Raw genomic sequence first — 25,415 nt, 5'->3', positions numbered from 1 at the left:
TCAGTTCCTTATCTAAAAACATAATACTGTAAATATCCGATAAGTATGGAACCTGATTAGCCCTCATTTGAGCCGCTCTCTCGGTCAAAACGGTCAGGATTGCATTATTTCAAATTCCACTGATGTCCGATTGAGAGTGAGTCACTAAATACAAATTAGTTATTACTAATGCTGACAAATTCATCTTGCCTCGTGAAGCCTTGTGAGTAGTTTGTGAGAGTGCACCTCAAGAGTTCTTTTAAGTGGTTGTTTAGTAATCCACTTTTCCTCATTAATTTAGTTATTTAACCATAGTCCAACGAAGAGCCGACAATGTGAATTTAAGTTTGAACGCGGATGATAGCAGTATAAAGCCACGCCCGGTCGACAATTCGTCCTTTGTTGAAAGCTAAAATGCGCCGAGGAAACTGTGAGCCCTGAACTGTTAATTTGCACTCAAAACTGATCCACCCTTTGCATCGAAAAGTGACCCTGCCTAGGATAACTTAACAAACTGATATTGTGTCATTGATGGTGAGATTTGTGGGTCTGTCACACATGCAAAATGCGGGTTGAATTGGATCAAATTTAGATGCAATTTAACAATGCTAGCGGTTCAGTTGATTATGGAAACATAGATTCTTTCATAGTTTTAAACGATGGATTTGAGCTTGAAGGCGATGTCGGTTGCATAAAAGTATTTTGCGGGAAGCTTCGTTTTGATATTACACATAACAAGCGCTATCAAAAACGCGCACGTTGGGCGCTCGACTCGCCACGAGGTGCTCGCGTTAGGAGGGCGTTAAGCCATAAAAAATTTTATCCGAAATTCACCTGATAGAGTTAAAAATCTAACTCGTTTTTGTCCCAAAATGACATGAAGATACTCACTCTTAATAGTCATTTGTATCCTTTGTCGTCTCTTGGCGTTTATAAAGATAGAACGCCCCCTTGCGGGGGCTGGCTGTCTAGGAGTTGTTCACCGTGGATCTAGACAGTTGCCATGAGATTACCAAGTATTCTGCAACAAGTGGTCAATAATCTGTGGGTATTGACCAGATTTATGCAACAAAAGCGGCTGTCAGAAATTATTTACCGATTTTCCATCACTCATGACCATTTCAAGCGACAAGCCATTCGCCACCGAACCCTGATTTTTTGTGGATAACACCGCAAAGAGCGCGGTGATTACCCACCGAAAAAAGTCAGGAACCGGCAGCAGGATCGAAATTTTAGATTTTTATTTTTTTACTGCTATCATTACTGATTATTTATACAGTGGTTTTGGCTTGTGAAATTGATTACATGCAATGCAAGTGCTGGGGTAAGCGGCTTCCCTTCACCTGCTGCAGATTACCTCGAATTGCCGCTTAGCCTCGATCAACTCCTTGTTGAGCACCCTAGTTCTACGTGGTTCGGCCGCACAGCTGGGCGAAGCATGGAAGGTGTCGGTATATACGATGGCGACATTTTAATTATCGATAGAGCGGCACCGCGCCGGAACATGTCTCTAGTGGTGGCGAGTTACAACGGGGAATTTACTGTTAAATTACTCGATATGAAACGTCGTTTGCTAGTGTCTATCGATCAACAGCAAAACATGACATACGTTGCAATCGATGAAGCCGACACTTTCAGTGTCGATGGTGTGGTCATTAAAAGTATTCGCATCCATGAGCATTCAACATTACTTGATCAGTATTTGAGTCAGCAATGTTCGGATTAATCGATGCCGACTCGTTTTATGTCAATTGCCAGTTGGTGTTTAGACCTGATCTGCGCGGAAAGCCGGCTATTGTACTCAGTAACAATGACGGCTGCTGTGTCGCTGCGAATAGAGCGGCCAAGGCGGTCGGTGTGAAAAAGTTTGGTCCTTACTTTGAGCAGCAACATTTATGTCGGCGCCACCATGTGCAGGTATTTTCATCTAACTACGAGTTGTATGCAGATCTGTCTGCAAAAATGATGCAAGTGATTGGGCGCTTTGCGCCAGAACAGTATGTTTATAGTATTGATGAGTCATTTGTATCTTTTCAAAAGTGCCAAGCTGCTATCCCTAATCTTTGGTTGCATTGTCGCGCCATTCGTCGTGCCGTTTGGCGTGAATGCCGCTTGCCTGTGTGCGTGGGTGTAGGGGAGACATTAACCTTGGCGAAGTTGGCCAACCATGCAGCGAAACAATTGGTCCAATATCAGGGCGTTTGCGTGATCGATAACGATGCACTGAGGATTGAAATTTTAAAGTTGATGCCAGTTGATGAAGTTTGGGGAATAGGCCGCAAACTGACTGACAAACTAGGATTACTTGGTATTAACACCGCGTTTGATTTGGCCCAGCTGGCACCGAAAATGGCGCGACAACTTTTTTCGATTGAAGTAGAACGAACTGTGCGCGAACTCAACGGCCAGATCTGTAAAACATGGGATGAAACCAAAGCAGATAAGCAGCAAATATTTTCCACTCGTAGCCTTGGCGAGCGAATATGTACCCGGGAACATTTACACCAAGCGTTAGCCAAACATGCCGCCATTGCGGCGGCCAAGGCGCGTGAGCAAGGTTCACTCTGTAAATCGATGGTGGTGTTTGCCGCCAACTCGCCGCACGATCCGCAGCCCGTGTATTTTAAGAAGGTCGTCCAGTTCGCTTGTGCCACTGATGACAGCCGTGAACTGTGCGCCGCGGTTAGCAGGGAGCTATCAAACCTCTATCGCTTTGGTGTGCGCTATTATCGAATTGGCGTGGGCCTGATCGATCTTTGTCCTAAAACGTCACTGCAATATGATTTATTTAATGTGCCAAAGGGCGACCCGAACGTAATGAAAATCTTTGATAGTCTGAATAATCGCTATGGCCGTGATGTGTTGTATATTGCTTCGCAAGGGAGGGATCAGCATTGGGCTATGCGCCGGCAGTTTTTATCGCCGCAGTACACTACTCGCTGGTCCGATATACCGACAGTTAAAGCGTAACAGGATTCTGTGACGTTCTGGCCATCGGCTAAACGCCACGGAAACGATGGATTTAAAAAAAAAGCGGAACTCGAAGTTCCGCTTTTATTTGAGAGCAACTTTAATCATACATAACCGCGAATCGTGACTTCAAATATAATCGGCGTACCTAAGCCATCTACCATGAGGACGCAGTTGATTTTCACGTATGCTGATTTTGCTCCATGCTCTCTAAGGATATCTTCAAATTGATCCCTTACTTTGCTGACTGCTTTGGCGCGCATGGTTAAATTATCGCCTGAGAGATCCATTTCTCCGGTAAACACGGTTTCTACATCATCTAGCTTTTTCCACACATTAATTTTTCGAATGTCATTTCTAACTTTGTTGGCTTTATCAACATCAATATTATCGTCTGGATCTTGGGGATGAACGCTATAAGTTAATAAAAAATGATGTTCCATACTGTGTCCTATTGAGTGTAAAGGGAGCATTCCCTACTGATAGTTATTGGGCTTAACTTATTGATATTCAAGTGGCACAAACTACTTTATTTACTTTCCGTGAATCCCTTGGAGTTACTGACCGCCTCGCTTTAAAACCGTGAGCATTGCCGTTATTATGTCTGTATCTCTCACTGAATTACGAGAAATACCGACAATGGCATTGCCGCAACTAATTGAGAAACCGCAGCGGGATTGGCTGTTTAAAGTCACCAAATTGAACAGCAAACAACCTGAACGTGATCAATGTTTGTTAGCGTTCTTCTTTGGCTCTGCGTGTAGTACGCTCGAAATCAACCGCATCCAGCTTAAAGACGTACTCACCAAGTCAGGCAAGCTAACCAAGTCGTACACTGTCAGAGGCGCAGAACGCGAGTTTTATCTGTCTAGTGAACGTTTGCGTGAGTATCTAAACCAATACCTGTCATATCGCGTTAAAAACCACATTGGGTTGGGGGATAATCCCGACCAATACCGCAGCCTAGATCCAGACTCAGCCCTTTTCTATTCGTACCAAAACAAGCCATATTCAATCGTGCGAAAGCTGACGCCAGCAGGTACTGATAGCTACTCCTGTGACGCGCTAAACCGCCATATAAAGACCTTGCTTACAAATGCGGGTATTGAGTCACCAAGCACACTTTCAGGTCGCAGAACGTTCGCTGTAGAGCTGCACCGACAAGGCTATGATGTTGCGCACATTCATTACATGCTGGGCAACAAAACGCTGGAAACAACACAAAAATTGATAACCACTGACCCGATTAACATGGGGGCAATTGTTGCTAATGCATTTTGAATGGACGTATATGACAGGTAGAGGGTAAGATAATACGACTTGTTAGATAGCTGCTAAAAAGCAAAAAACCCAAACAAATGTTGGGTTTTTTACTTCTTCATATGTCTACAAGTGGAGGCTTAAGCCCGCGAATCTTGTAGCTAGTGACCAAAGGATAAGGAAAAATGACGCATACGTCAAATCATTTTGAAATAAACAATGTCATTGAAGCGCTTTCAAAACCAAGAATACAGACGTTTCTAAACTATTATGGACAGCCTTATTGTGATGCTAGCGCTATGGCTTTGTATAGTTGGAACGGACAAATTTCTTCTGCTTTCATGTTGCCACTACATATTTGTGAAGTCGTGGTAAGAAACGCAGTAGATCAAGTTCTTACAAAGGTTTATGGGAAATCATGGCCTTGGGAACAATCCTTTGAGCTGACACTACCGAACAAAGGTAGATACAATCCTAGGCAAGATCTCATTGCGGCAAGACGTAATAAGGTTTCTACTGGTAAGGTAATCCCTGAATTGAAGTTTGTGTTTTGGCAAAAGATGTTTACTAGCCGCCATTCAACTCGTTTGTGGGATGCAGAACTTCTTAACTTATTCCCTAACGGGACCGGGCATCTAACAACTGCCTTACTTCTTTCTGAAATCTATAATTCACTCGAATCCATCCGCTTAGTTCGTAACAGAATTGCTCACCATGAACATTTGATAAATCGAAATCTACAGCAAGACTACTCCAATATAACTAAGTTGATTAATTATCGCTGCATTGATTCTGCTAATTGGCTGTACACCATTGAGCAAATTTCGCCATTGCTACAGGTCAAACCTGTGAAACAACCATAAACAATACTAGACATATTTGACGGGTTAAAATTATGAGGTATACTGGACGCATATGACAGGTAAAAAGGTCACAGAATTTCAAATAATCGCAAACTCAAAGGGTTGGACATTTGAAGAAATTGCTAAACGGTGGGGTAAGTCAGAACGCCAGCTATCCAGAATCGCGGCTGCGGGTGATGCTAGGGATATGGATGCGGTAAGAGGCTTGCCAAAGAAAAACAGTAAATAATCGGTAATTAAAACCAGAGCGGTGTTTGGCGACTCCCGCTCTGGGCTAGCAGAAAGAATCAGTGAGGTTCAAAACTGCCAGCGCGGTATTGGCGTTTATGTGAAAGACAAGATCACCACGTTACTTGATAAGTGGTCTTCGCTTCGTGTGAACTAAATAGAGCGGACAATTTATGCACAACAATATATTGATTCCAGATTACAGTTTGCCTCCATCAGGTTATAAACCTTTGTATTTATACGATGAAATGGATTTGAGTAACTACCTTGTATCCCAGCAAATCAGTCCAGAATTTCTCTCTGATGTAATTGCTCAGCTGATTCAAAAAAAGGGCATTTTGACTCGAAACTATGTTTTTTTCCTGCAAGAACAAACCAGACAATCAATATGTCCAACAGCTCCTTACGGTTATTTCGATGACCAACATAATTTTATTTCATATGTATGCACTTTTAGTGTGGGATCACCGCAAACACATGACAGAGAACCGGAATGGACTTGGTAACGGAAAATAATTTATGTCACGCCCATTACTTGATGACGCAGTATTAAAGTTGATTGATGCAAAACTTGTGCTTAATGGACACGTTACCAGCCAAGATATTTACCGTCATTTGGGGCTAGGTCGTCAAAAAGTGAGTAGAGTCTTTCAAGACTATTTGGCCGCGAATCCAGACTCAATGATCTACGTGCCAGCTAAGAAAAAATACATAGCCACCGATTCTTTTAAGCCCTGCTTCCTTGGTGATGTCAAAGCAGGTGAATTTGTAGATGCTTTGAACACTGTTTTTGGAACATTTAATAAATAACGGAAATCAATGCATGAAATTAAACGTAGATTTGTCTGATCTTCATAAAGTTGCGGCCAAAATGCACGATGCTGTTTATTGCTCTCATTGTGAAAAATGCGGTGATAACAAGCATTATTTTGAAGGGGACAAAGTGCCTGATTCATGTCTTAAATGTGGGGAGCATAAAGGCTTCTCAGTCATTAGTGTTAACTGAGCGGAAAATCATTTTTGTGTGATGAAAAAACAGAGGTTTGTCATTTACTTAACTAAATAGCCTCATTAGCTGTCGTCGATAATGATCGCTTAAACAAGTCATATCTTTGGCCGCCTAAGTTTCTGGATAAAGTAGAATATTTGGCAGTATCGCATTATTAACACAGCTTTTAGATTAATCAAATGTAGTCAATCTCATTGAAAAGAGGTTTGTTTTTGAATCGTTTTTTAATTTCTATCATTGCGGTAATTCCCCTTTTTGCTGTTGCTTCCAATACGACGAATCAGTCGTTTAATCAGGCTAAAAAACAGCTGTTATCGGTCTATCAAGATCAGCGGGAAACCCTTTATTGCGGTGCTGTATTTGACGCAAAAGGGCAGGTAATATCTCCGCCAGGATTTACTACTAGAACGCATTTAGCGCGCGCTAAAAAAATTGAATGGGAACACGTTGTACCCGCCGAAAATTTTGGCAAAGCATTTACTGAGTGGCGTGATGGCCATGGGCAATGTGTCGATAGCAAAGGTAAGTCGTTCAAGGGCCGCAAGTGTGCCGAGAAGATGAATGTTGAGTATCGATACATGCAAGCGGATATGCACAATCTATTTCCGGCCATTGGCGCTGTGAATGCGCTGCGCAGTAATTACAATTTTGCCTTGTTACCGTCGGCTAAATCTGATTTTGGTGCCTGTGATATGCGCATTGATGGCAGCAGAGCTCAACCTCCCGAAGACGCTAGAGGGCGCATTGCTCGGTCCTATCTGTATATGGACCAAAGTTATCCTAAATATTCTATGAGTAAGTCGCAGCGGCAGTTAATGAGTGCGTGGGATAAGCAATATCCGGTGAATGTCCAAGAGTGTCAGCGGGCTAAAAAAATTGCCGCCATTCAGCTCAATGATAATGAGATCGTCAAAAGTCGCTGTCAGCAAGCTAATATTTGGTAAATATACGAGAAGCTATGAACTATATTGATAATAATACCTTGTCAGAGTTGGATTTGGTTTGGTTGCGTAAGTTTAAAGCCAGTAAGAATTTAGATACGCTATTAATCCAAGTGACCGGCGCTGAGCGTAAAATAGATCAAGATCCTGCGCTCACTCAACGTGAGAAGTTTGATAATCTAACGTCGATTAATACGGCGTTTTGTCTTCGCGAAACGGAAGTAAAACAGCTCACCGGAGATTGGTCTTAAACTGGGCGTTCCCTTCGGTCGGGCTTTTCGCTTCGCTCCCCGCGATAACGTGATCCACTGATGGCAAGCAAGCTTGCCGTGGCTCTACGTTCCTGCTTGCCAATCCCTAACGCAACCACCAAGTCCCAAACCAAAGCAAACATCAAAGTCACAAGCACTGTCCGGTTCATTGCCGGCTAAAGTGTGAGTAAGCGTGCGCTTCTCTATCGCTTGTCATCGTTTCCCTGTCAATACCGTTCACGTCTGCGCTGTCACTTCTTATCTGTCTCATTTCACAACCTGCCCGCCAAGGGAGGCTTCGCCGCTGCGCGCCCTTGTCTGTCAGAACGTGAAATGAGTCAGGAAGTTAGGCGAAGACGAGAACGATATTTAAACGACAGGAAAACAAGCAATGACAAACTCAATTCAAGCGCAAGCAACTCACACTAAAGCCACCACTTTACCTGCCAGCCCAAAGACTCAAGCAGGCTCTCACAAGCCCGATATTGCTCAAAAATCGGCAACAGCGGCTAACGCTGTGGTGGCATTGGCCTCAACAGCAAAGCCAGTGTTACTGCAATTGCAGATTAACCAGTTGGTGTTGTCTGAGAAGAACGTGCGTAAAGAAAATGCGTCCAAGGCTGACGATGAACAGTTGTATGCCTCCATTTTGGCGCATGGCATTTTACAAAATTTGATCGTCGAGCCCATGAACGCGCAAGGCTTATACCCAGTTTTGGGCGGTGGCCGTAGACTGAGACAGCTCATTAAAGCGGTCAAAAATAATAAGCTGAAACCGAAAACGCTTGTGCCTGTTAAGTTGCTGACAGCCGAAGAAGTAGCCAACTATGCCACCGAGCTATCAATGACTGAAAACTTCACACGCGCAAAGATGCACCCAGTCGATGAATTTCACGCTTTTGCTGACATGGTGAATAAGGGCGCGAGCATTGCTGATGTTGCGGCGCGGTTTGGCGTGACAGCGAAATTTGTGCAGCAGCGCATGAAGTTAAGCATGGTCGCCCCTGTTGTGCTCGATGCGTACAAAGCGGGGAACGTGTCGCTTGATGTCGTGATGATATTCACGATTGCCAGTGTCGAAAAACAAGTCGAAGTGTGGGAGCTGGCAGGCGATAGACGTTACAACGAAAACCAGTTCCGCAATATGCTTAAAGACGCCGCTGTGAATGCTGATCACTATTTGGCTCAGTTTGTTGGCCAAGAAGAATACGAAAAAGCGGGCGGGGTTGTGACCTCAGACTTGTTCAGTGACGAAGTCTATCTTGATGATAAAGCCCTGCTCGAATCATTAGCGACCGCAAAATTGGAAATCGAAGCCGCAAAGTTAATCGCGCGTGGCTGGAAGTGGACACAGATAAAGTTAGTTTCTGAATACGATGAACTTGCAGGGTTTGGGCTTCTAGACTCAAAAGAGGGTGAGTATGATCCCGCTGAAATGGCGCTAGCGGGGTGTATGCTCGTGTTAAAAAGTTATGGTGAGCCTGTCAGTATCTATATTGGGTTAGTGCATAAGGACGATAAAAAGGCGCTGGCACAATTAAAAGCCAGTGTGCAATCAGACCCACTCAACGTGGGTGACGTGAAAAAAATTGAAGATAAGGATGCTAGCGGTTATTCCGCTGCGCTTAATGACGACTTACGGGCGCAGCGTTTGATTATCACGAAACATGCGTTAATGAGTGCGCCAACGGTGGCGCTTGATACGTTGCATTTCTCTGTCTGTGTAAGCGCGTTCACTGACTCACGTTATGGCAGCCGTCCACTGCATATCAGCGTTAACGACACCACTTGCCATCCTAAAACGGGAGCGCTCACGGATAACAAAGCGGTGCAGTTGATTGAAGGGGTTAGAGCCAGTCTTAATTTAGCGTGGGTTGGTCTGCCAACGGTCGCTGAACGCTTTAACGCTTTTTGCACCCTCGATGTAAAAGAGAAAGAAAAGCAGGTGGCTTACGCCACGGCTTCCATGTTCGAGGCGTCAATTGATAATAGTCATAAAGCTGTTGAGGCCGTGATATCCACGCTCGATGTGAAATGGTCTAACTACTGGCGACCTACTGCGGAAACCTTCTTTAAGCGCGTGAGCTTGTCTTGTCTAATTGATATGGCTCAGCCTGTCATGGGTGAGCAGTGGGCATTACAAGCCGCCGCACTCAAGAAAAAGGACTTAGCAAATCAGGTTGATAGCTTAGTGAACGGGGAGCGAAAAGGGCTAGATGATGCACAAAAAGCCTACTTTGATGCGTTGATGCCCGCTGGATTTTAAGCCGCATACTGATGCAGATTTACCCTGTTAATTCAGGGTAAATCTGAGCAAAAATTAACTAAATAAATTGAGTTGTGTGTATGCGTGTGTATAATGGTTCAACGGTTAACGCAGAGGTTTTACCATGCTATTTATGGTCGGGATCGAAAGCCCTGCTGATGAAATGCAGGCGTTTGGTATCGTTATTCCCGTGTTTGAAAAATTAGGCTATGGCTGTTTTTCGGCGGCGGATAGCCAAGAAGAAATCTTGTTTAAGGCTAAGGAAGCCATTTTATTAATGGCCGAGGAAGTGATCAACGATGGTCATTTAGTCGATAGCTTGAATGAAGGTTATCGCGACTATCAGGCATTGCATCCCAAGTTCGACCAATGGCTGGCCTTAGAGGTGCCGCTAGAGGCGCTCAAAGCGAAACAAAAACGCCTCAATATCACATTGTCTGAATCGCAGATTGTACGTATCGATAGTTTTGTGGCGTTTCATCGCGAGTTCAAAGACCGTTCGGACTTCTTAGCCAAGGCAGCTGATAAGTTAATGAACAGCGCAGACTCAGTAAGATCGTGTTCAAAAGTGGGAGATTGATATGGGCAAAGTAACCGGTATTCCATTTTCAGAGGTGAAAGCGCAGCTTATGGACAATCCCGAGGTTGTCGCGGCCTATGAGCAAGCCGTACAAGCCGATGAACCGATCCACATTATTCCAGTGCAACACAGTGAGGGCGTTATCATGCCAATCAACAATATCGTGAGTTGTACTCGTGAAGGTCATCATGTCTATTTTTCCTTTGTGAATCTGTTTGGCGGCCATCACTATCCAGTGACGATGATTTTTATGCCCTCTGGCGCGGTGAATGTCGTTGTCGGTGGGGCGCGGTATCGATGCCAAGCCAATCAAGTGCAGCGCGTGATTGATGAGTCTGGGCTTGAGCATGAGGGCTTAGCGTGTTTGAAGTATTTGATTGAAGCGGGGGAGTTGAATTTTCATATTCCCGCTGATGTTCACGAGCAGCTTAAAGAGCATCCAGAGTTTCAAAAATACCGCCTCATCGAGTGGGAAGATGAAGAAATGTGAGTGTTGCGATAACGACAAGGAGGGTTAGGCATGTCTCAACGTGCGATAGAGATTGTGAAGATAAGTGATCTCAAGTCCGTCAAACAGGGTGAAGTGTTTGAGTGGTGTATTGATTACGAAGAGTTTCAATGGCGCAAGGGAGATAGCTTTCTCAGAAGTCGCACGGGCGTCGATTCTCCTTGGGAAATTTGGCCGTTGACTGATAACACCAAAACCGCTGCTAACCGTAAAGTATTTGAATTGATAAAATAAGCGAGCGACATGTTGATGGCTTTATTGAATAATTTACTATTGGTGATTTGTTGGCTGTTCATTGCCATTTCTGCCCTTTATTTCGGCGCAGCCGCATTCAGGCTCGTTTTCATTGGCCGCCGATAGTCGCTCTAGTATCCCCTGTTAGTTCCCCGCAAAACGCGAAACAAGCGGCGGCTGCGCCGCCCTTTTCCGTTTATCTGACAATACCCCTTGGTGTGCTTTGAAACGTGCCTCGGCGGTCAATCTATTTACTCTGAGTGTCTATTGGCTGCTGTGGCGCTATGTCATCTAAATACAACTGATGAACTTGGGCGTTCCCTTCGGTCGGGCTTTTCGCTTCGCTCCCCGCGATAACGTGATCCACTGATGGCAAGCAAGCTTGCCGTGGCTCTACGTTCCTGCTTGCCAATCCCTAACGCAACCGCCAAACCGCCAAGCACAGTCCTACTCACTGCGCGGCAAGTGTGGCTAAGTTGGTCGTTTCATTCGGCATCATGGCCGCTCCTGGTTCTATCCCTTTCGTTTACGCTTCCGTCTTATCTGTCGCTCACCACAACCCGCTTGCCAAGGGTTCGCTTCGCCGCTGCGCGCCCTTGTCAATCAGAACGATGGCGAGCGAGCAGGACGTCAGGCGAAAACGAAGATGATAGACCCCAAACGGAGCAAGCAGCCATGACACACTCAATCACTACCCCAGCAAGCCACACTAAGCCTTTCAATGAGCAAGCCAGCTTACAAGCGACAAGCAGGCTCTCCAAAGACGATATTCAACAGCAAAAAAGGGGCGAGTTGACGATCATTGTTTTAACTGAAATGAACTTCTTCCACTTCTGCGGCCTCGGACTTGAAGGGGTGGCAAATGAAGCATGGTATCCCTACTCACAGGGGTTGTTGTTTGAAGCGGTTGAACGGTTCTTGGTCGCGGCAAAAGTGGCTCAAAATGTCGTATCAATCGATCAACCTCGACGCAATGGCGCAAGTATTGATTATCGCGTGCGTTTCAATGTGTTTAGCACTGACAAAAAACGGGTTTCGGTTCGTTTTCCTGTCGTGATTAAGAATTTTGGCAACGATACGCAATGCCTCTCACTTGATGAACTAACGAGGGCGTTAAGTCAGAACTATCGAAATAAGCACGTTTCAATCATGTGGTCTTTACCCTCGGGGATCACATCAACGGTTTATGTGTCGGTGGAGGCTAACGGGGAGATAAGCGATTGCTATACACATCATGCCCTTTGGTTTGTGATGGAAGGGGGCTGCATTGAGTTAGCCACTAACACGGGGGCGGTATGATATGTGCAAACCCTCAGTGACGTTTGAAGAAATGAACACCTATTTACAAGGGCAATATAAACATGAACGTTTATATGGTCGCACCCCTGCAACGGGTTGGCCTGCGGACTATGCAACATCGGTTGTCAGTAGCCACATGGCTGATTTGAATGCTAACGGGATCGGGTACATTGGCCATCACGAATCCGCGACAGGTCAGGCGATCCGTTATACCGTGGATGAGGTTAAATATTCCCCCCGCTTTTTTATTGTTGGCTATGACTCTGAAAACGATATTGCCCAAAAACAATGCTATTTTATTGATTCAGCGATCAATATCGAAAGGGCTCGCGCTAAATGCTTAGAGAATGCTAATCGCTATCCGATAGTGAGAATTAAGGATCTGCAAGGGCAGTTTGTGTAAGCAGCCTGAACGTCTTACAGGGGAACATGCGTTCCCCTTTCTCGTTAATTCACATCATGACCCACTTCGTTTTTTTCGTCTTAAGTTCAAACCATTCGATAGGTTAAGTCTCGAAAATATCTCATTTGCAACTATATATAGTTGCACTTTTTGCGGTTGATTTGGTATAATGATCCCCTATATCGCAGGGGGCATTATGACGAAAACGGATAAATTATTAGCAAAGCTCAAATCGTCCAAAACACTGACTTGGAATGAATTAGCGGGGGCGTTAAAAGTGCTCGGCTATCAACAAGTCGAGGGTGATGGTTCGAGGGTTAAGTTTGATAATGGCATTCCGAAGGAGTTAATCAACCTGCATAAACCGCATCCTAAAAATGAATTAAAGGCTTACGCATTGCGCCAAGTGAGAGACAAATTAACCGAATGGGGGAAACTATGATGCAAAATACAATGACATATAAGGGTTATCACGGCTCTGTAGAAATCAGCCCAGAGGATAATATTCTGTTTGGGCAGGTGCTATTCATTTCACCGTTGATCAACTATGAGGCCGAAACAGCCAAAGGGTTAGAGCAAGCCTTTCAAGAGGCGATTAACGCTTATCTTGCTGACTGTGCTCAACAGGACATTCAACCAGAGAAGCCCTGCAAGGGATCGCTTAATGTCAGATTAGGCCATGACTTGCATTTGGCTGCGTCTATCGCGGCATTTCAGGCATCGACTAGCACGAATGAGTTTATCAAAAGGGCAGTTCAAAAAAGCGTGGGTTTGTAGGCTGCAAATCGTTGTCGAGCAATGATATCAGCCAGAGCCATGTGATCTACTTAAACTGAACATTACCCCTGTTAGCTCCCCGCAAAACGCGAAACAAGCGGCGGCTTCGCCGCCCATTTCCGTTTATCTGACAATACCCCTTGGTGTGCTTTGAAACGTGCCTCGGCGGTCAATCTATTTACTCTGAGTGTCTATTGGCTGCTGTCGCGCTATGTCATCTAAATACCACTGATGAACTTGGGCGTTCCCTTCGGTCGGGCTTTTCGCTTCGCTCCCCGCGATAACGTGATCCACTGATGGCAAGCAAGCTTGCCGTGGCTCTACGTTCCTGCTTGCCAATCCCTAACGCAACGACCAAACCGCCAAGCACAGTCCTACTCACTGCGCGGCAAGTGTGGCTAAGCTGGTCGTTCATTTCGGCATCATGGCCGCTCCTGGTTCTATCCCTTTCGTTTACGCTTCCGTCTTATCTGTCGCTCACCACAACCCGCTTGCCAAGGGTTCGCTTCGCCGCTGCGCGCCCTTGTCAATCAGAACGATGGCGAGCGAGCAGGACGTCAGGCGAAAACGAAGATGATAGACCCCAAACGGAGCAAGCAGCCATGACACACTCAATCACTACCCCAGTAAGCCACACTAAGCCTTTCAGCGAGCAAGCCAGCTTACAAGCGACAAGCAGGCTCTCCAAAGACGATATCTCAAAAAGCAAAACAAAAAGTAAAAGTGCAAAAGCATTTAAAAAAGTAGATATGTATCAGGTCGTCACTGATCAAATCATTGCGGCATTAGATAAAGGTGTAAAGCCTTGGGTGTGTCCGTGGCAGAGAAATTCAATCGGTGCAGGTTTGCCGATTAATTTCGATACTAAAAAAGCCTATAGCGGTATTAATGTTTTGTTGTTATGGGCGGCGGCATTTGATGCGGGATTTTCATCAAATCAATTTTTAACCTATAACCAAGCGAATAATTTAGGCGGTCAAGTTCGCAAAGGCGAGAAGGGCACCTCAATTATTTTTTATAAGAGTTGGGAAAAAGAAAATGAACAAGGTGAAAAAGAAGTTATTCCCATGCTTAAAAGTTTCACTGTCTTTAACGTTGAGCAAATCGACGGGTTAAATGTTGAGGAAGTGAAAGGTTTCAACGTTAACAATTCATTTGATGCAATTGATCATGTTGAAAGCTTCATTAGTAAAACAGGTGCGAATATTGTAGAGCAAGGAGATAAAGCTTTTTTTAGACCCTCTACCGATAACATCGTTTTACCCACTCGCGAACGTTTCTCAAATAGCCTTGATTTTTATTGTACGGCATTGCATGAGTTAACGCATTGGACAGGTGCAAAAAGCCGATTAGACAGAATAAAGGGATCTCGATTTGGTTCGGATGATTACGCCTTTGAAGAATTGATCGCTGAATTAGGCGCAAGTTTTTTAATGGCCGAGTTAAATATTAGCGGTGACGTTCAGCATGAGTCTTATATCGCAAGTTGGTTAACGCAGTTAAAGAATGATAAGCGCTATATTTTTAAAGCCGCCAGTGCCGCGTCTAAGGCTCATCAGTATTTAATGCAAGTTACATGCGAACAGTTAAAGGCCGCTTGATTTTAAAGGCTTAGTTTTCACTAAGCCTTTTATTGTCATCCCAAAACCACCGCCTCTGGCGGTGGTGATTGTTACTTGAGGCTATAGCCTGAATTACGCCCATGCTAAAAGAGACTTCTTATTCACCACAAGTAAGAGGAAACGAAAAGCATGGGTGATTATAGAAGTTCATCACATGTTTATTGGCGTTGCAAATATCATATTGTTTGGACTCCGAAGTACCGTTTTAAAATTTTAAAAGGAAACCTTGGTAAGGAGTTATATAGGTCAATTTATATCCTTTGCAATATGAAGGGTTGTGAGGTTTTAGAATTAAACGTTCAGATAGACCACGTTCACTTGGTAGTCATAATCCCGCCGAAGCTGTCAGTATCAACGCTGATGGGAGTATTGAAAGGAAGAAGTGCGATAAGGCTATTCAATAAATTCCCTCATGTACGTAAAAAGCTATGGGGTAATAGCTTTTGGGCCAGAGGTTATTTTGTAGATACAGTAGGGGTTAATGAAGAAATCATTAGACGATATGTGCGCCATCAAGATAAACAAGATCAGGAACATGAGGCTCAATTGTCGTTGCAGATGATGTAGGTTCTTGGAATAGCCCCTTCCAGGGGCAAGTCAAAGCCGCCTTCTAAGAAGGCGGATTCTTTACTAGTTAGGAATAGATATGTCGGATAAAACAATAGAAGATAAATTGAAGTGGCTTGGTGCATTGTATACATCTAAAGGGATAAATGAATTGGTCAATAACGGCCATGGTAATGGTTTAGCGTTAGCGTCTTTGTTCTATCGTCACGCGATCGGAGATTGGGGCGATTTAGAGGATGAAGATTACCAGCTTAATAATGAGATGTTAATTAAGGGCGGTCGTATCCTTTCAGCTTATCAGTTTGAAGGTGTAGAAATATGGATCATCACCGAGGCAGACAGAGCACGAACCACCGCATTATTGCCAAGCGAATATTAAGCCGCCACGCTTGCAGAAAACGCACTCATTGAGTGCGTTTTTTTTGGCCTGAAAATCCCCCGATACCTTTGCCGCTTCATACGGCAGCCGCCTAGCAAAAATCGAAAATCCCCAAAAAGTCCCCAAAAAATGAAAAGTGCAAAATCCTGGCGAAATAGTGAAGTTGGTACCTTGAGAATAAGACCACACCCCACGCAAGAATTGATAAATCAATTCTTATGGTTGTTTGTGGTGTAAGCTATTGAAATCAAGCGATTAAATGTAAAAATAGTTTAAAATTTTTTTTTTGAAAATTCATTTCGTTTTTACACTAAATCGTATTAAAGGTGTATTAATAAAATAATACAATCGTATTAAAAGCCCTTGTACCAATGGTTTTAGGCGGATTAATACAGTATTAATACCGTGTGTATTATTTAGTATTAAAGTGATGTTTATAAACGAATTACTCATTAGCTCAATTTGTGAGTGTATTAAACTTTAATACACTGATTAATACAGTTATAATGCAAACCTATACGTTGTTAATACACTTTTAATACATTGGATAATGTCACTATGGCCAGAAGTAAAGTTGTGCAAGTCCCCTGCGATGCAGATCTCTATGCCAAGATTGTTGCTTATCGAGAAGAGAAGGGTTTAGAAAAAGATGCTGCCGCCGCGCGAGATTTGATCTTGTTTGCTCTGCGTATTCTTGAGCATAAAGATGATGCCGAGGGGTTATCTACTCGCGAACTGTTAGAGGTGATTCTGACCTATACAGTTAAGGCGCAACACACTAGCAGTCTGGTCTATTACCAGACATACAATGCGGCACCTGTTGATATACAGAATGCAGGTATTAAGCATAAGGACACAATGAGAAAGGCAGAGGAAAAAGTTGAGCAGATTTTAGCGGGAGAAAATAAAGAGGACTAAGTGTCCTCTTTATATATTCATTACATGGTCTTTTCCCCAATATCCAATTTAGGATTGTCGATGTTGGGGCTATGTTCTTTCGTGGGTGAACGGTGGCTATCCATTGCTAAATGTTGATAGTGTTCATCGTGCTTTATTTTATTCGTTGCTACGTTAGTGCTGTCATCTTTCATCGTGATATTTTTTGTGCCTGCAATATCATGACTCAATGATTGAATGGCTTTAGATAGTGTATTGTCTTTTGTCGTTATGCTATAGACCGCTTCATTGACTAATTGCTTTGTCGTTTCGACTTTGTTTAAGCCGTCAGGTATCAGACTGGGTTCAATAATAACCGCATGTATATTTTCCTTACTGAATTTTTCCGTAAGGTCATTAGCCAGTTTTGCAGTGTCTTGTGAATTATTAGTATCAAGTACCACTATCACGTTTTCGCGCAATTCATTTGTATTAAATGTTTTAGTGTCATTATTATTGTTTAGCGCAATAACGTCAGCCCCGTTTTTATTGTCAGCATTTATCTTAAGCGCATTCTCTACACCGACAGCGACAATACTATAGTCTGAATTATTGCCTTTGTTGATCGTCGTGCTGTTCCCCGATTTAGAGCCGAGTATGCGCTTATTTATTTTTAGCGCTGCAATGTCACCGCTGGATTTATCAAGGTAAGTGATTTCTACTGCCTTGGTTTCACTCTTGTCATTGGTGATATTCGCGATTAATGCGGGGAAGGTTCCACGTTTTTCTGACGAATAAACGGCATCGTGAAAACGTAAGTTTTCATGCTTCGTAACCTCGATTCCTTGCTTGGCTAAATAGGTTTGTGCGAGTGAGTTTTCTATAGGTTTAGCTTCGTTAAAGTATTGCTTCGCGCGCGCTTCTAATTGGCTTTGCTTAACCGGAATGGCATGTGTTAGTTCATCATGCTGTGGGTTTTTCACCAGATTATATTTATCGGGTTCGTTCATCATTTTATCGGCTTTATAAAGTGCATCTTTATAACTGCATTTTTCAGCGACCATAATCAGGTTAATTAGGGTGCCTTTATCGCCGGTTTTCCAGTCTTTAAAATAGCCGCGATATTGGCCCGTTGTGGTCAATGTTATGCTCCCCTCTTTGCCAAATGTCAGGTTATCTTTGTCTGATTTATCGCGGTTCGGCTCACCTAAAAGCTGCGTTGCCAGTGATTCACTGTAGGCCGGAAGCTTGGCATTTAGCTCGGTGGCCATCAGTTTTAGATCCACATATCCATTTACATCGAGGTACTTTGGGTTTTCCTGCGGCAAGGGTTTGTCATTAAATAGCGGGGTATGTTCAGGGTAATACTTATCTCTTGTCTCAAGTGCAGAGACTTTATTGGGATCGTTATTGACCCATGAGATCATCATTTTTTGCGGGTTATCGGTGATGATTTTTACGTGCTTACTGGCACGGGTGATATCGATATACGCGCGCCTTACGTTAGTTAATGCACCTTGGCCCTTAATCGCGGTAATGACATTCTCATAGGTTGCCCCTTGCGCCATATCGGCGGTGCGGGTGTATGCGTAATCCCAATGAGCATCTTTCAAATCTTTGGTTGAGAGCGTTAATGTGTGGTTATCCGTGGATTTGAGCTGCATTTGTTTATCGTCAATGCTGCTAACGGTATAGGTTTTGTTGCCCTGCATTTCACGGTCAATATCGCTTTTGCGGAGCATGATACTGTCGCCTTCTGCGAGAGGTTGCTCACTCTTAGCCCAAAGGTTCGTGAATTTGTGGCCATGATTTTTGGGGAAGAAATGCTTTTCCTCGCCGGTTTTCATATCCGCGAGGGTGAGCATGTTATTGAGCTTATCGACCTTCATAATTTCAAAATAACTGTCTTTACCGGTCGTCAGGATTAATCCCTGCTGATAGGGCAACATGGTCGCCAGTTCCGCCTTACTGGCATGAACTCCGCGTAATCTCGGTACAGTGAATTGCTCAGCACTGAGGCTTTTTTGTTGCTGTAACCCTTGGCGTATTTCGTGGGTAATGTCGTCGCGTTCCTTGTTGGTGTACGCAATGATAAGGGTATTTTCACGCGCTTTAGGTGTTCTGGCCAAGTATTCCAGTGCCACCGTGGCGGGCAGGGCTTCGGTCGCAAGTTGCTGGTTTTTCTTTGGGTTATCGGTTATCGACTGCAAAGTAGAAATGATATTCAAGCTTTGATTGATGTTAGCTGTCGCCTGCTTTTCGGGCGTTACCGCGTCGTTCGCGGTGGGCGCGGTGTATTGGTCAAAGGGTAATTGTTGCTGAATTTTATCAATAGCGCTTTCGCCTTGGCGATCGACAATATTGTGTACTGCACTCAGTAGCGTGCTGTTCTGTTGGCGCACAATGTCTTTCATGGTGACGCTATTGATTGCGCCTTTGTTTAACGCGAGTTCAAAAGGTTTACCCGCTTCTTGGGACGTTAACTGTTTAGTGTCACCCAAGAACACGGCGCGCGCGCCTGTTGTCTCAATCAAATGGGTAAATTTATCCATTTGGGCGTTACTGGTCATCGAGGATTCATCGAGCAAGAACACGGTGTTGGCGTATTGGTCAGGTTTCGCATCTTGGCTTAAAAAGTTGCTTAGGAGTGATTGCACCGTTTGGCTTTCGACGTTCTTGTCTTTGAGTTCGTTAACGGCGGCGTGTGTCGGCGCTAGACCGATGAATTGTGTCGGTGTCTTATTGGGTTGTGTGTTGAGAATGGATTCGCTTTGTTTAACAAGATCGATACCCGTTTCAAGCATGGTCGATTTACCCGTACCCGCTAACCCTTGAACACCCACAAATCGGTCTTTGGTGGTGGTGATAAGCAAGGTCGCGTCTTTTTGGCCATCGGTCAGGTTTTGATTTTGACTGAGTACCTGCGCGGCGTGTTCAACGCTGGTAAGGGGCGCAAGTTGATCTTTGCCCGCTTGCAGTCTGTCTAAAATACGCACTTCGGTATCGATAGCGGCTTGGGTTGTCCAGCGGGTGCCGTCGTGGTATTCGGCGCTCAGGAGTGAGGGCGCGCCTTTATCCGTGCTGTTCGTGGCCATGTGTTGCAGGGTGTTGATGATTTCATGTTGGGTAATGCTGGTGCCTTTTTCCTCAAATGCGTACTTGATCGCATTAACAATCAGCTCTTTTTGTGAGTAACCGGCTTCTTTCTCGCTAATGTGCTGGATGGCAAAGTCCACGGCATTGTGAATAAGCCCTTTGTCTTGATGCTGGGCACCAATGGCATTCAGTGCTGCGGTCACATCTTGGGTGAGCAGGGCCGTGGTTTGGCTATTCACGAACTTTTCTGGCATGTCAGCGGCTTGCATGATGCGCGAAATACTGGATGGTTTCACCTCACTTTTTTCTAATCGGTCATCAAATTGTTGTGCCTTGTCGGTGAATATATCGATGTGTTTGATGCCTTGTGTCAGGGTGTCATGTAACCACTCTTTTGAGGCGCTATAGGCTTTAATGTTGACGATGTGGTGACTTGCATTAGGGCTGGCATTGCTTGGCGTGGTGGCGTAACCATGATTGAGCGGCGCATGGTGCAATGCACTGGCTTTAACGCTGTGCTGTTTGCCGCTTTCGTCTTTGAGCGTGACCCATTCTTTGGACAGGGCGTTGATCGTATAAATTTGTTTGCTCAAACCACTGTCTTGATGGTTTGTGGCCATGATGAGTTTATCGCCGTTGGCGATATGTAAATTGTCCGGTTTAGCGATCACGTACTCTGCGGCTTTAAAGGCTTTGCTGCTGGGGTTAATCTCAGATGCTTTACCGTTTTTGTCTATCAGCGTGAGGGTGTTGTTATCACGGTTTACACTGTCCACCGTCAATTGCTGCTGTTGATTGCGGCCACCGACTTTTTGCCATTGGGTGAGTACCATGCCCTTGGTGTACTGGCCGACGACTTCCCGTTGCTGCGCGGATAAGAACACGGGATTAAGGGTAGGGATGTTGAGCCCAAGGCGCGATACATCACCTTGATTTTGCAGTTCTGCGCGAATGGCGCTGTTAAGCTGCTTCACATCTTTATGGGTGCCCGCAATGACTTGGGTGTGTTGCTTCTCGGGCAGTTGCGCGTAAGTTTTTGCAATCAGGTTAACCCTGTCACTGTCTTTGCTTTCATGCAGTCGCATGGCTGTGTTGCTTTGTTTTGTGGCGACCCAGTTGCTTTCGTTTACGTTGCCTTTTTTAAGTACCTCGATAGCGTTACCGGCTTTCATGCCTTGCTTGGCATTGGCGTGATTGAGCAAAATCACTTTACTGTTACCCGCTTTGGCTTGCGCGAGCAGGGCATTAAAGTCGTTAAGGCCGAGTTTATTGGCGTTCTCAACCACTAAAATATCGCGGTTAGTGTTGTTGGCCGTTTTAGTAAAGCTGCTGAGTGTATGGGTGTGGTCGGGTTTGAAGTGGTTCATTATCCACTTCACCACAGTCGATGAATCGCGTTGCACTCGTTCACTGGTTTGCAGTTTGCTTTTCATGTCAGGGGTAATGATGTGAATACGTTTACCGTTGGCCTCACCGACATTGAGCAGGGCGGTCGCGAGCTGTTCACTGCTACCAAAGACGTTCACTAGGTTAACTTGTTTGGTACTGGCGAACAGTTCAGAGACTTTCTTTTGGTTGTCCGCATTTAAGCCTTTGCCTTGAAGCGTGTTGGTATCGACCACTTGGCGCATGTTGGCCGTTTTTGGCTTGATGCTCTCTAGCAGGTTAGTTTCGGCTTTGATGTGGGCGGCGCTGGTAAAGGTCGCAGACTCTTTATCAAGCGGAATGAGTGCGCCATCTTCAATGTGCTTATCGAGTGCCAATTTAATATCGAGCGCATCGAGCTTCTGGCCTAGTGTAAATTCAAGCGTGGCTGATTCCACTAATTTCGCGTAATTAAAACGGTTTTGGGTGTTACTGGCGTGCTCAATCGCGCGACTCACCGCATCGATAGCGGCGGGTTTGAGCGCTAACGCATTGAGTGATGTTTCTCGTGACATGCTGTCCGTCACGAAGCTTGTCAGGTTAAAGCCGCTGTTATTGGCTTTGTTTTTCCATTGCTCAAACAAGGTGGCTTCGCTGGTATAGGCTTTACTCTTGCGGGTGTCCTTTGCGGCCACATCCCGCGCCGCTTGGGAGTCTAAACCTAAGCTTTGGGTTTGTTCGTTGATTTGCTGGCTACGGGTTGAAAAGGTATCGAGTAAGGACTGCGGGACACCTTCGACTTCAAACAAATTATTACCCAGTGAACGAGTTTGATAACCCGCTTGTTCAACACTGCGGGCTAAGGCGCTTTGATAGAGCGAGGTATAGTATTTTTGATGGTTATAAACCCGCTCACCCGTGCCATTGATGATGCCGCCTTTTTGTTTAAAGCTGCTTGCCAGCGCGCGCAATGTGCCCTCGCTGTCCTTGGTCATGTTGGCGGTGAGTGAGTGGGTGTGCAGCTGCGGATCTTCTTCACGGCTGGTTTTGTGACGCACCATTGCAAACAGCAAATTTCCCGTGTTTTCAAAAGAGGTCGCTTTGGTATCAGGGTTAGTTTGTCTGGCCTGCGCCGCATCTTTCTCGATATGCGATAACGCGAATTTTACCGCGTCATCGTGCGCTGTCATTAAGCGCTTATCGCCGCCCACGAGTGCAAGCAAACTGACGGATTTAGGCGCCGAAAAGGTAAAGTCAAAACCGTTGCGGGCGTTGCTGTTTTGGGTTTTAAGCGTTTGGTCGTTCAGGCTACCGGCTAACACCTCTTTGAGTTGATGTTCTTCAACGGGCTTACCTAGCATTCCCTCTTGCTCTGCCAGTTTGCCAAACCATTGGGTATTGGGCTCGGCGCTCTGCTCTTTCAAGTAATAGTTGGTTTCCCCTTCTTTGGCGTCCGCTGCTTTTTCTAACGACACGTCAGGCAAATTGAGGTTCTTTTCTTCACTGAGGTAGTAGCTGGCCGCGCCGCCAGCGCTCGACGCAATGGGACTGATGGAAAGCATAATGATATTCCTTTAGAGGGACCTCGCGCGGGGCGCGAGGTGAACTAATCCGGTAGGTTTATTCTGAGTCGAGTTGGGCTTTGATTTCGTCAGACGTGAAGCCCAGCGCTTTGAGTTCCTTGATGGCTTCAATTCGACGCATGACGTTCATCCGTTCATTGTCATTTTTAGAGGCTTTACGTGAGGGCTTTTTCGCCGACAATTCGGGCACTCGTACTGTGGTGTTGAATGAGGTCATCGTTTTAGCTCCTTTAGTCGAGCGATATTTCTTCATGTACTGAGGCTATTTGTTGCTCTTCAAGTCGCTGTGCATCCTCAATGTGCTGGTCATTGGCCTTTTGTTTTTCAGCGGCTTTTTTCTTCTCTGCATCCTTGAGCGCTAACTCAGTCGGTTTGGCCTTTTTCGCATCGATGAGGCTTTGGGCGACCGCATCGGTTTTTTCAGCAAGTTTGGTCATGCGCTGTGCTTCCGCGCTGCGTTCATCATTGTTTTCATCCCCTTCATACATGGTGTCATGAATGCTTTGGAGCTTGGTTTTATCAGCCTTATCGAGATGTTGTGCCGCGCTGAATTGGTGATAGTTAAGGCTTATCTCTAATTTCTTCACTTTCTCAGATGGTGTGTAATCCCGCTTAATAAACGGGGCGCACAGTGAGCGCATTTGGTTAAACTCTAAATCCACTCTTACCACGGGATAATTGCCAGGCGTGCGCAGCCAAAATTGTAAATCTTCAAGCTGCATGATTTCAGAGGGCGTGACCACAGGGCGGGTAATGGTTTGATGGCCCAGTGATACGCCATCCCTGATTTCATTAGCGCCGTAGCTGTATTGCTCTTTAGAAACATCGACTTCTTGCTCGCCTAAATCGTGAGACGAGATTTTGGCCATTTCGTTAGAGGGTGAGCGGAAAAATAAGCGAGTGTTGAGCAAGTCGAACATTTCAAGTGCCGCATTTTCGCCATAGACTTTTTTAAGCTGTGCGAATGACTGAATGCCTATGACATAACAGCCGCCGAACTTGCGCACTTCTGCGATTGTTTCGGCAAGTTCAGGTAACTTGTGCAAGCTTGGTGCTTCATCCATCAACACCCAAATTCTGCGGTCGGGATCTTCGTCTTGTTCCAAAATGGCGGTCGAGGCAATGGATAGCCACATTGAGATCAGTGGCCGCAATGAAGCATGTTGCTGTGCGTTACTGGATAGAAATAGGAAGCCATTTTCGGCATCGTTTTTCACCCACTCACGGATTGAAAATTTGCGGCGAAGGAGTTTTCCCTGTTCGTCCTTTTCATCCAGTCCGGCAAGGAATCGTAATGATTTGATGTAGGCCGCGAGGACTGATTTAATGGATATCGCCGTTTTTTGGATTTTATCTGATACCAGTGAGGCCGATTCGGTCCCTTTAAGATACTCACTTAAGGACTCAAGCTCGCTGGTCAGCATGAGTTCAAGCAGTCGTTCAGTGGTTTGGTTCGCTTTAGGTTCATCTTGCATCTTAAATGCAGTAGATGAAAAAATGGTGCGAGCAGATTGCACCCAAAATGGATCGCCCTCGCCGTGTTGGGGAATGAGCGCGCTCGCCATGTTCTCAAAATCTGAGGGTTCATGCGCATCACACCACACATCCCAATAGGCACAGCGTTCATCAAACGGGTTTAGTAGTACGTCCGTTGCTGGATTATAAAATTTACTGACAAAGGTACAGCCTTTGTCATAGATAATGGCTTTGTCGCCCCGTTCACGTATCCACGTTAAAAACTTACGCAGCGCCACGGACTTTCCCGCGCCCGTGGTGCCATCGAGTAACAAGTGTTGTACTTCAAAGCGTTCTTTGAAAATACCGATGCCATCGAGCTTGAAATCGGACTGGCGCTTGTCCTTTTTAAGCTGTTTTGCTAATTCCTTCGGCGTGGCTTTTTGCATCCCCCGAATAAAGTGTTCCTCGGTTTGCTCGTCCCCTTTTTTCTTGAAATACCACATGGCCACGGACAGAAAAACGATGCCAATTACACTGCTTATGAGGAGGTAAATTTGTGCCCACAACCAAAAGCGGCTGTTGGCCGCAATCAGTATCGGGTTTTGCAATTGAGACCCTAACGTACTGGTATAGACAGTGCCTTGCCATTCAGTTTGCATAACATGACTTTCTGGTCTAAACACGCTAACTGTTTGGTTTATCCAATAATAATAAGCGCCCGTTAAGGTATCTTTATCAATGAAAAGGTAGCATAGCAGCGCTGTTAAGATGAGCACGCCATAACACGTCCAGCGGATAAGCACGGCGTTAATCTGCAGGAACATCCGCAAATTGTGAAATAAAATCTGGCCACCACGGGTGTAGTTACTGCCTTTAGTACGTTTGGGGTTTAAGGTCACGT

The 25,415-nt window shown here is 45.1% G+C and carries 25 protein-coding genes; 21 read left to right on the top strand and 4 right to left on the bottom strand.

Annotation, left to right across the window (positions count from 1 at the left end):
- Positions 1-1,270 precede the first annotated feature (1,270 nt).
- Together Q4Q46_RS19025 and Q4Q46_RS19020 are read left to right on the top strand one after the other, a co-directional pair.
- On the top strand, positions 1,271-1,705 hold the full coding sequence (locus Q4Q46_RS19025; RefSeq protein WP_219255657.1) for a S24 family peptidase: 435 nt from the start codon (positions 1,271-1,273) through the stop codon (positions 1,703-1,705).
- On the top strand, positions 1,693-2,949 hold the full coding sequence (locus tag Q4Q46_RS19020) for a Y-family DNA polymerase (RefSeq protein ID WP_259216199.1): 1,257 nt from the start codon (positions 1,693-1,695) through the stop codon (positions 2,947-2,949). The genes Q4Q46_RS19025 and Q4Q46_RS19020 overlap by 13 nt, the downstream gene beginning before the upstream one ends.
- Before the next feature lie 104 nt (positions 2,950-3,053).
- On the opposite strand, the gene Q4Q46_RS19015 is transcribed toward Q4Q46_RS19020, so the two are convergent.
- A complete protein-coding gene (locus Q4Q46_RS19015) occupies positions 3,054-3,392 on the bottom strand; it encodes a hypothetical protein (RefSeq protein WP_311906773.1) in 339 nt (112 codons plus the stop codon).
- Positions 3,393-3,549: 157 nt separating this feature from the next.
- Between Q4Q46_RS19015 and Q4Q46_RS19010 the strand changes: the two genes are divergently transcribed.
- From Q4Q46_RS19010 to Q4Q46_RS18920, 19 genes are all read left to right on the top strand, one after another.
- Positions 3,550-4,230: a tyrosine-type recombinase/integrase gene (locus tag Q4Q46_RS19010; protein ID WP_311906772.1), complete on the top strand. Its 681-nt coding sequence runs from the start codon at positions 3,550-3,552 to the stop codon at positions 4,228-4,230.
- Positions 4,231-4,394: 164 nt separating this feature from the next.
- On the top strand, positions 4,395-5,072 hold the full coding sequence (locus tag Q4Q46_RS19005; RefSeq protein ID WP_311906771.1) for a hypothetical protein: 678 nt from the start codon (positions 4,395-4,397) through the stop codon (positions 5,070-5,072).
- A gap of 52 nt (positions 5,073-5,124) precedes the next feature.
- Positions 5,125-5,301, top strand: a complete 177-nt coding sequence (locus Q4Q46_RS19000) for a hypothetical protein (RefSeq protein ID WP_311906770.1) — start codon at positions 5,125-5,127, stop codon at positions 5,299-5,301.
- A 172-nt stretch (positions 5,302-5,473) separates the two neighbouring features.
- Positions 5,474-5,806: a hypothetical protein gene (locus tag Q4Q46_RS18995; protein WP_311906769.1), complete on the top strand. Its 333-nt coding sequence runs from the start codon at positions 5,474-5,476 to the stop codon at positions 5,804-5,806.
- A 13-nt stretch (positions 5,807-5,819) separates the two neighbouring features.
- Positions 5,820-6,110, top strand: a complete 291-nt coding sequence (locus Q4Q46_RS18990; protein ID WP_311906768.1) for a BrxR family helix-turn-helix transcriptional regulator — start codon at positions 5,820-5,822, stop codon at positions 6,108-6,110.
- A gap of 411 nt (positions 6,111-6,521) precedes the next feature.
- On the top strand, positions 6,522-7,253 hold the full coding sequence (locus tag Q4Q46_RS18985; RefSeq protein WP_311906767.1) for an endonuclease: 732 nt from the start codon (positions 6,522-6,524) through the stop codon (positions 7,251-7,253).
- Positions 7,254-7,267: 14 nt separating this feature from the next.
- A complete protein-coding gene (locus Q4Q46_RS18980) occupies positions 7,268-7,501 on the top strand; it encodes a hypothetical protein (protein WP_006087359.1) in 234 nt (77 codons plus the stop codon).
- 391 nt (positions 7,502-7,892) lie between these two features.
- Positions 7,893-9,767, top strand: coding sequence for a ParB/RepB/Spo0J family partition protein (locus Q4Q46_RS18975; protein WP_311906766.1), 1,875 nt, complete (start codon positions 7,893-7,895; stop codon positions 9,765-9,767).
- A 124-nt stretch (positions 9,768-9,891) separates the two neighbouring features.
- Positions 9,892-10,347, top strand: coding sequence for a type II toxin-antitoxin system HicB family antitoxin (locus Q4Q46_RS18970; RefSeq protein ID WP_173242429.1), 456 nt, complete (start codon positions 9,892-9,894; stop codon positions 10,345-10,347).
- Between the two features lies 1 nt (position 10,348).
- Positions 10,349-10,837: a hypothetical protein gene (locus tag Q4Q46_RS18965; RefSeq protein ID WP_311906764.1), complete on the top strand. Its 489-nt coding sequence runs from the start codon at positions 10,349-10,351 to the stop codon at positions 10,835-10,837.
- A 30-nt stretch (positions 10,838-10,867) separates the two neighbouring features.
- Positions 10,868-11,089: a hypothetical protein gene (locus Q4Q46_RS18960; protein WP_011979510.1), complete on the top strand. Its 222-nt coding sequence runs from the start codon at positions 10,868-10,870 to the stop codon at positions 11,087-11,089.
- A gap of 675 nt (positions 11,090-11,764) precedes the next feature.
- Entirely contained in the window at positions 11,765-12,388 is a 624-nt protein-coding gene (locus tag Q4Q46_RS18955; protein WP_311906763.1) for a hypothetical protein, read from the top strand.
- 1 nt (position 12,389) lies between these two features.
- Entirely contained in the window at positions 12,390-12,791 is a 402-nt protein-coding gene (locus tag Q4Q46_RS18950; protein WP_311906762.1) for a hypothetical protein, read from the top strand.
- A gap of 196 nt (positions 12,792-12,987) precedes the next feature.
- Positions 12,988-13,233 carry a type II toxin-antitoxin system HicA family toxin gene (locus Q4Q46_RS18945; protein WP_006087375.1) on the top strand — a complete coding sequence of 82 codons (246 nt, stop codon included), beginning with the start codon at positions 12,988-12,990 and terminating at the stop codon, positions 13,231-13,233.
- The gene (locus tag Q4Q46_RS18940) at positions 13,230-13,568 is read left to right on the top strand and encodes a type II toxin-antitoxin system HicB family antitoxin (protein ID WP_012197942.1); all 339 of its coding nucleotides are present in this window, start codon (positions 13,230-13,232) and stop codon (positions 13,566-13,568) included. The genes Q4Q46_RS18945 and Q4Q46_RS18940 overlap by 4 nt, the downstream gene beginning before the upstream one ends.
- Before the next feature lie 602 nt (positions 13,569-14,170).
- Positions 14,171-15,169, top strand: a complete 999-nt coding sequence (locus tag Q4Q46_RS18935; RefSeq protein ID WP_311906761.1) for an ArdC family protein — start codon at positions 14,171-14,173, stop codon at positions 15,167-15,169.
- A gap of 150 nt (positions 15,170-15,319) precedes the next feature.
- A complete protein-coding gene (gene tnpA, locus Q4Q46_RS18930) occupies positions 15,320-15,757 on the top strand; it encodes an IS200/IS605-like element ISSod23 family transposase (protein ID WP_012088248.1) in 438 nt (145 codons plus the stop codon).
- Positions 15,758-15,836: 79 nt separating this feature from the next.
- On the top strand, positions 15,837-16,136 hold the full coding sequence (locus Q4Q46_RS18925; protein ID WP_311906759.1) for a hypothetical protein: 300 nt from the start codon (positions 15,837-15,839) through the stop codon (positions 16,134-16,136).
- A gap of 558 nt (positions 16,137-16,694) precedes the next feature.
- On the top strand, positions 16,695-17,054 hold the full coding sequence (locus Q4Q46_RS18920) for a hypothetical protein (protein WP_006087379.1): 360 nt from the start codon (positions 16,695-16,697) through the stop codon (positions 17,052-17,054).
- Between the two features lie 20 nt (positions 17,055-17,074).
- Here Q4Q46_RS18920 and traI read toward each other — a convergent pair whose 3' ends face one another.
- From traI to traD, 3 genes are read right to left on the bottom strand one after another with little or no spacing between them, the layout of a single operon-like run.
- A complete protein-coding gene (gene traI / locus Q4Q46_RS18915) occupies positions 17,075-23,035 on the bottom strand; it encodes a conjugative transfer relaxase/helicase TraI (protein WP_311906758.1) in 5,961 nt (1,986 codons plus the stop codon).
- Between the two features lie 58 nt (positions 23,036-23,093).
- Complete coding sequence (locus Q4Q46_RS18910; protein WP_041411649.1) at positions 23,094-23,273, bottom strand: MerR family transcriptional regulator; 180 nt, start codon at positions 23,271-23,273, stop codon at positions 23,094-23,096.
- Positions 23,274-23,286: 13 nt separating this feature from the next.
- Positions 23,287-25,413, bottom strand: a complete 2,127-nt coding sequence (traD, locus tag Q4Q46_RS18905) for a type IV conjugative transfer system coupling protein TraD (protein ID WP_259216213.1) — start codon at positions 25,411-25,413, stop codon at positions 23,287-23,289.
- Positions 25,414-25,415 lie beyond the last annotated feature (2 nt).

The sequence above is a fragment of the Shewanella vaxholmensis genome (assembly GCF_031932135.1).
GTDB classification, from domain to species: Bacteria; Pseudomonadota; Gammaproteobacteria; order Enterobacterales; family Shewanellaceae; genus Shewanella; species Shewanella hafniensis.
Note: the sequence above shows the minus strand (reverse complement) of the source record. Positions and strands in the feature narration are given on the sequence as shown.

Coding starts and splice junctions, on each gene's coding strand:
- Q4Q46_RS18995 (WP_311906769.1), top strand. CDS start 5,474: ATGCACAACAATATATTGATTCCAGATTACAGTTTGCCTCCATCAGGT.
- Q4Q46_RS18935 (WP_311906761.1), top strand. CDS start 14,171: ATGACACACTCAATCACTACCCCAGTAAGCCACACTAAGCCTTTCAGC.
- Q4Q46_RS18990 (WP_311906768.1), top strand. CDS start 5,820: ATGTCACGCCCATTACTTGATGACGCAGTATTAAAGTTGATTGATGCA.
- Q4Q46_RS18910 (WP_041411649.1), bottom strand. CDS start 23,273: ATGACCTCATTCAACACCACAGTACGAGTGCCCGAATTGTCGGCGAAA.
- Q4Q46_RS18970 (WP_173242429.1), top strand. CDS start 9,892: ATGCTATTTATGGTCGGGATCGAAAGCCCTGCTGATGAAATGCAGGCG.
- tnpA (WP_012088248.1), top strand. CDS start 15,320: ATGGGTGATTATAGAAGTTCATCACATGTTTATTGGCGTTGCAAATAT.
- Q4Q46_RS18940 (WP_012197942.1), top strand. CDS start 13,230: ATGATGCAAAATACAATGACATATAAGGGTTATCACGGCTCTGTAGAA.
- Q4Q46_RS18950 (WP_311906762.1), top strand. CDS start 12,390: ATGTGCAAACCCTCAGTGACGTTTGAAGAAATGAACACCTATTTACAA.
- Q4Q46_RS18920 (WP_006087379.1), top strand. CDS start 16,695: ATGGCCAGAAGTAAAGTTGTGCAAGTCCCCTGCGATGCAGATCTCTAT.
- Q4Q46_RS18925 (WP_311906759.1), top strand. CDS start 15,837: ATGTCGGATAAAACAATAGAAGATAAATTGAAGTGGCTTGGTGCATTG.
- Q4Q46_RS19010 (WP_311906772.1), top strand. CDS start 3,550: ATGTCTGTATCTCTCACTGAATTACGAGAAATACCGACAATGGCATTG.
- Q4Q46_RS18965 (WP_311906764.1), top strand. CDS start 10,349: ATGGGCAAAGTAACCGGTATTCCATTTTCAGAGGTGAAAGCGCAGCTT.
- Q4Q46_RS18980 (WP_006087359.1), top strand. CDS start 7,268: ATGAACTATATTGATAATAATACCTTGTCAGAGTTGGATTTGGTTTGG.
- Q4Q46_RS19020 (WP_259216199.1), top strand. CDS start 1,693: ATGTTCGGATTAATCGATGCCGACTCGTTTTATGTCAATTGCCAGTTG.
- Q4Q46_RS19005 (WP_311906771.1), top strand. CDS start 4,395: ATGACGCATACGTCAAATCATTTTGAAATAAACAATGTCATTGAAGCG.
- Q4Q46_RS18975 (WP_311906766.1), top strand. CDS start 7,893: ATGACAAACTCAATTCAAGCGCAAGCAACTCACACTAAAGCCACCACT.
- Q4Q46_RS18955 (WP_311906763.1), top strand. CDS start 11,765: ATGACACACTCAATCACTACCCCAGCAAGCCACACTAAGCCTTTCAAT.
- traI (WP_311906758.1), bottom strand. CDS start 23,035: ATGCTTTCCATCAGTCCCATTGCGTCGAGCGCTGGCGGCGCGGCCAGC.
- Q4Q46_RS19000 (WP_311906770.1), top strand. CDS start 5,125: ATGACAGGTAAAAAGGTCACAGAATTTCAAATAATCGCAAACTCAAAG.
- Q4Q46_RS19015 (WP_311906773.1), bottom strand. CDS start 3,392: ATGGAACATCATTTTTTATTAACTTATAGCGTTCATCCCCAAGATCCA.
- Q4Q46_RS18945 (WP_006087375.1), top strand. CDS start 12,988: ATGACGAAAACGGATAAATTATTAGCAAAGCTCAAATCGTCCAAAACA.
- Q4Q46_RS18960 (WP_011979510.1), top strand. CDS start 10,868: ATGTCTCAACGTGCGATAGAGATTGTGAAGATAAGTGATCTCAAGTCC.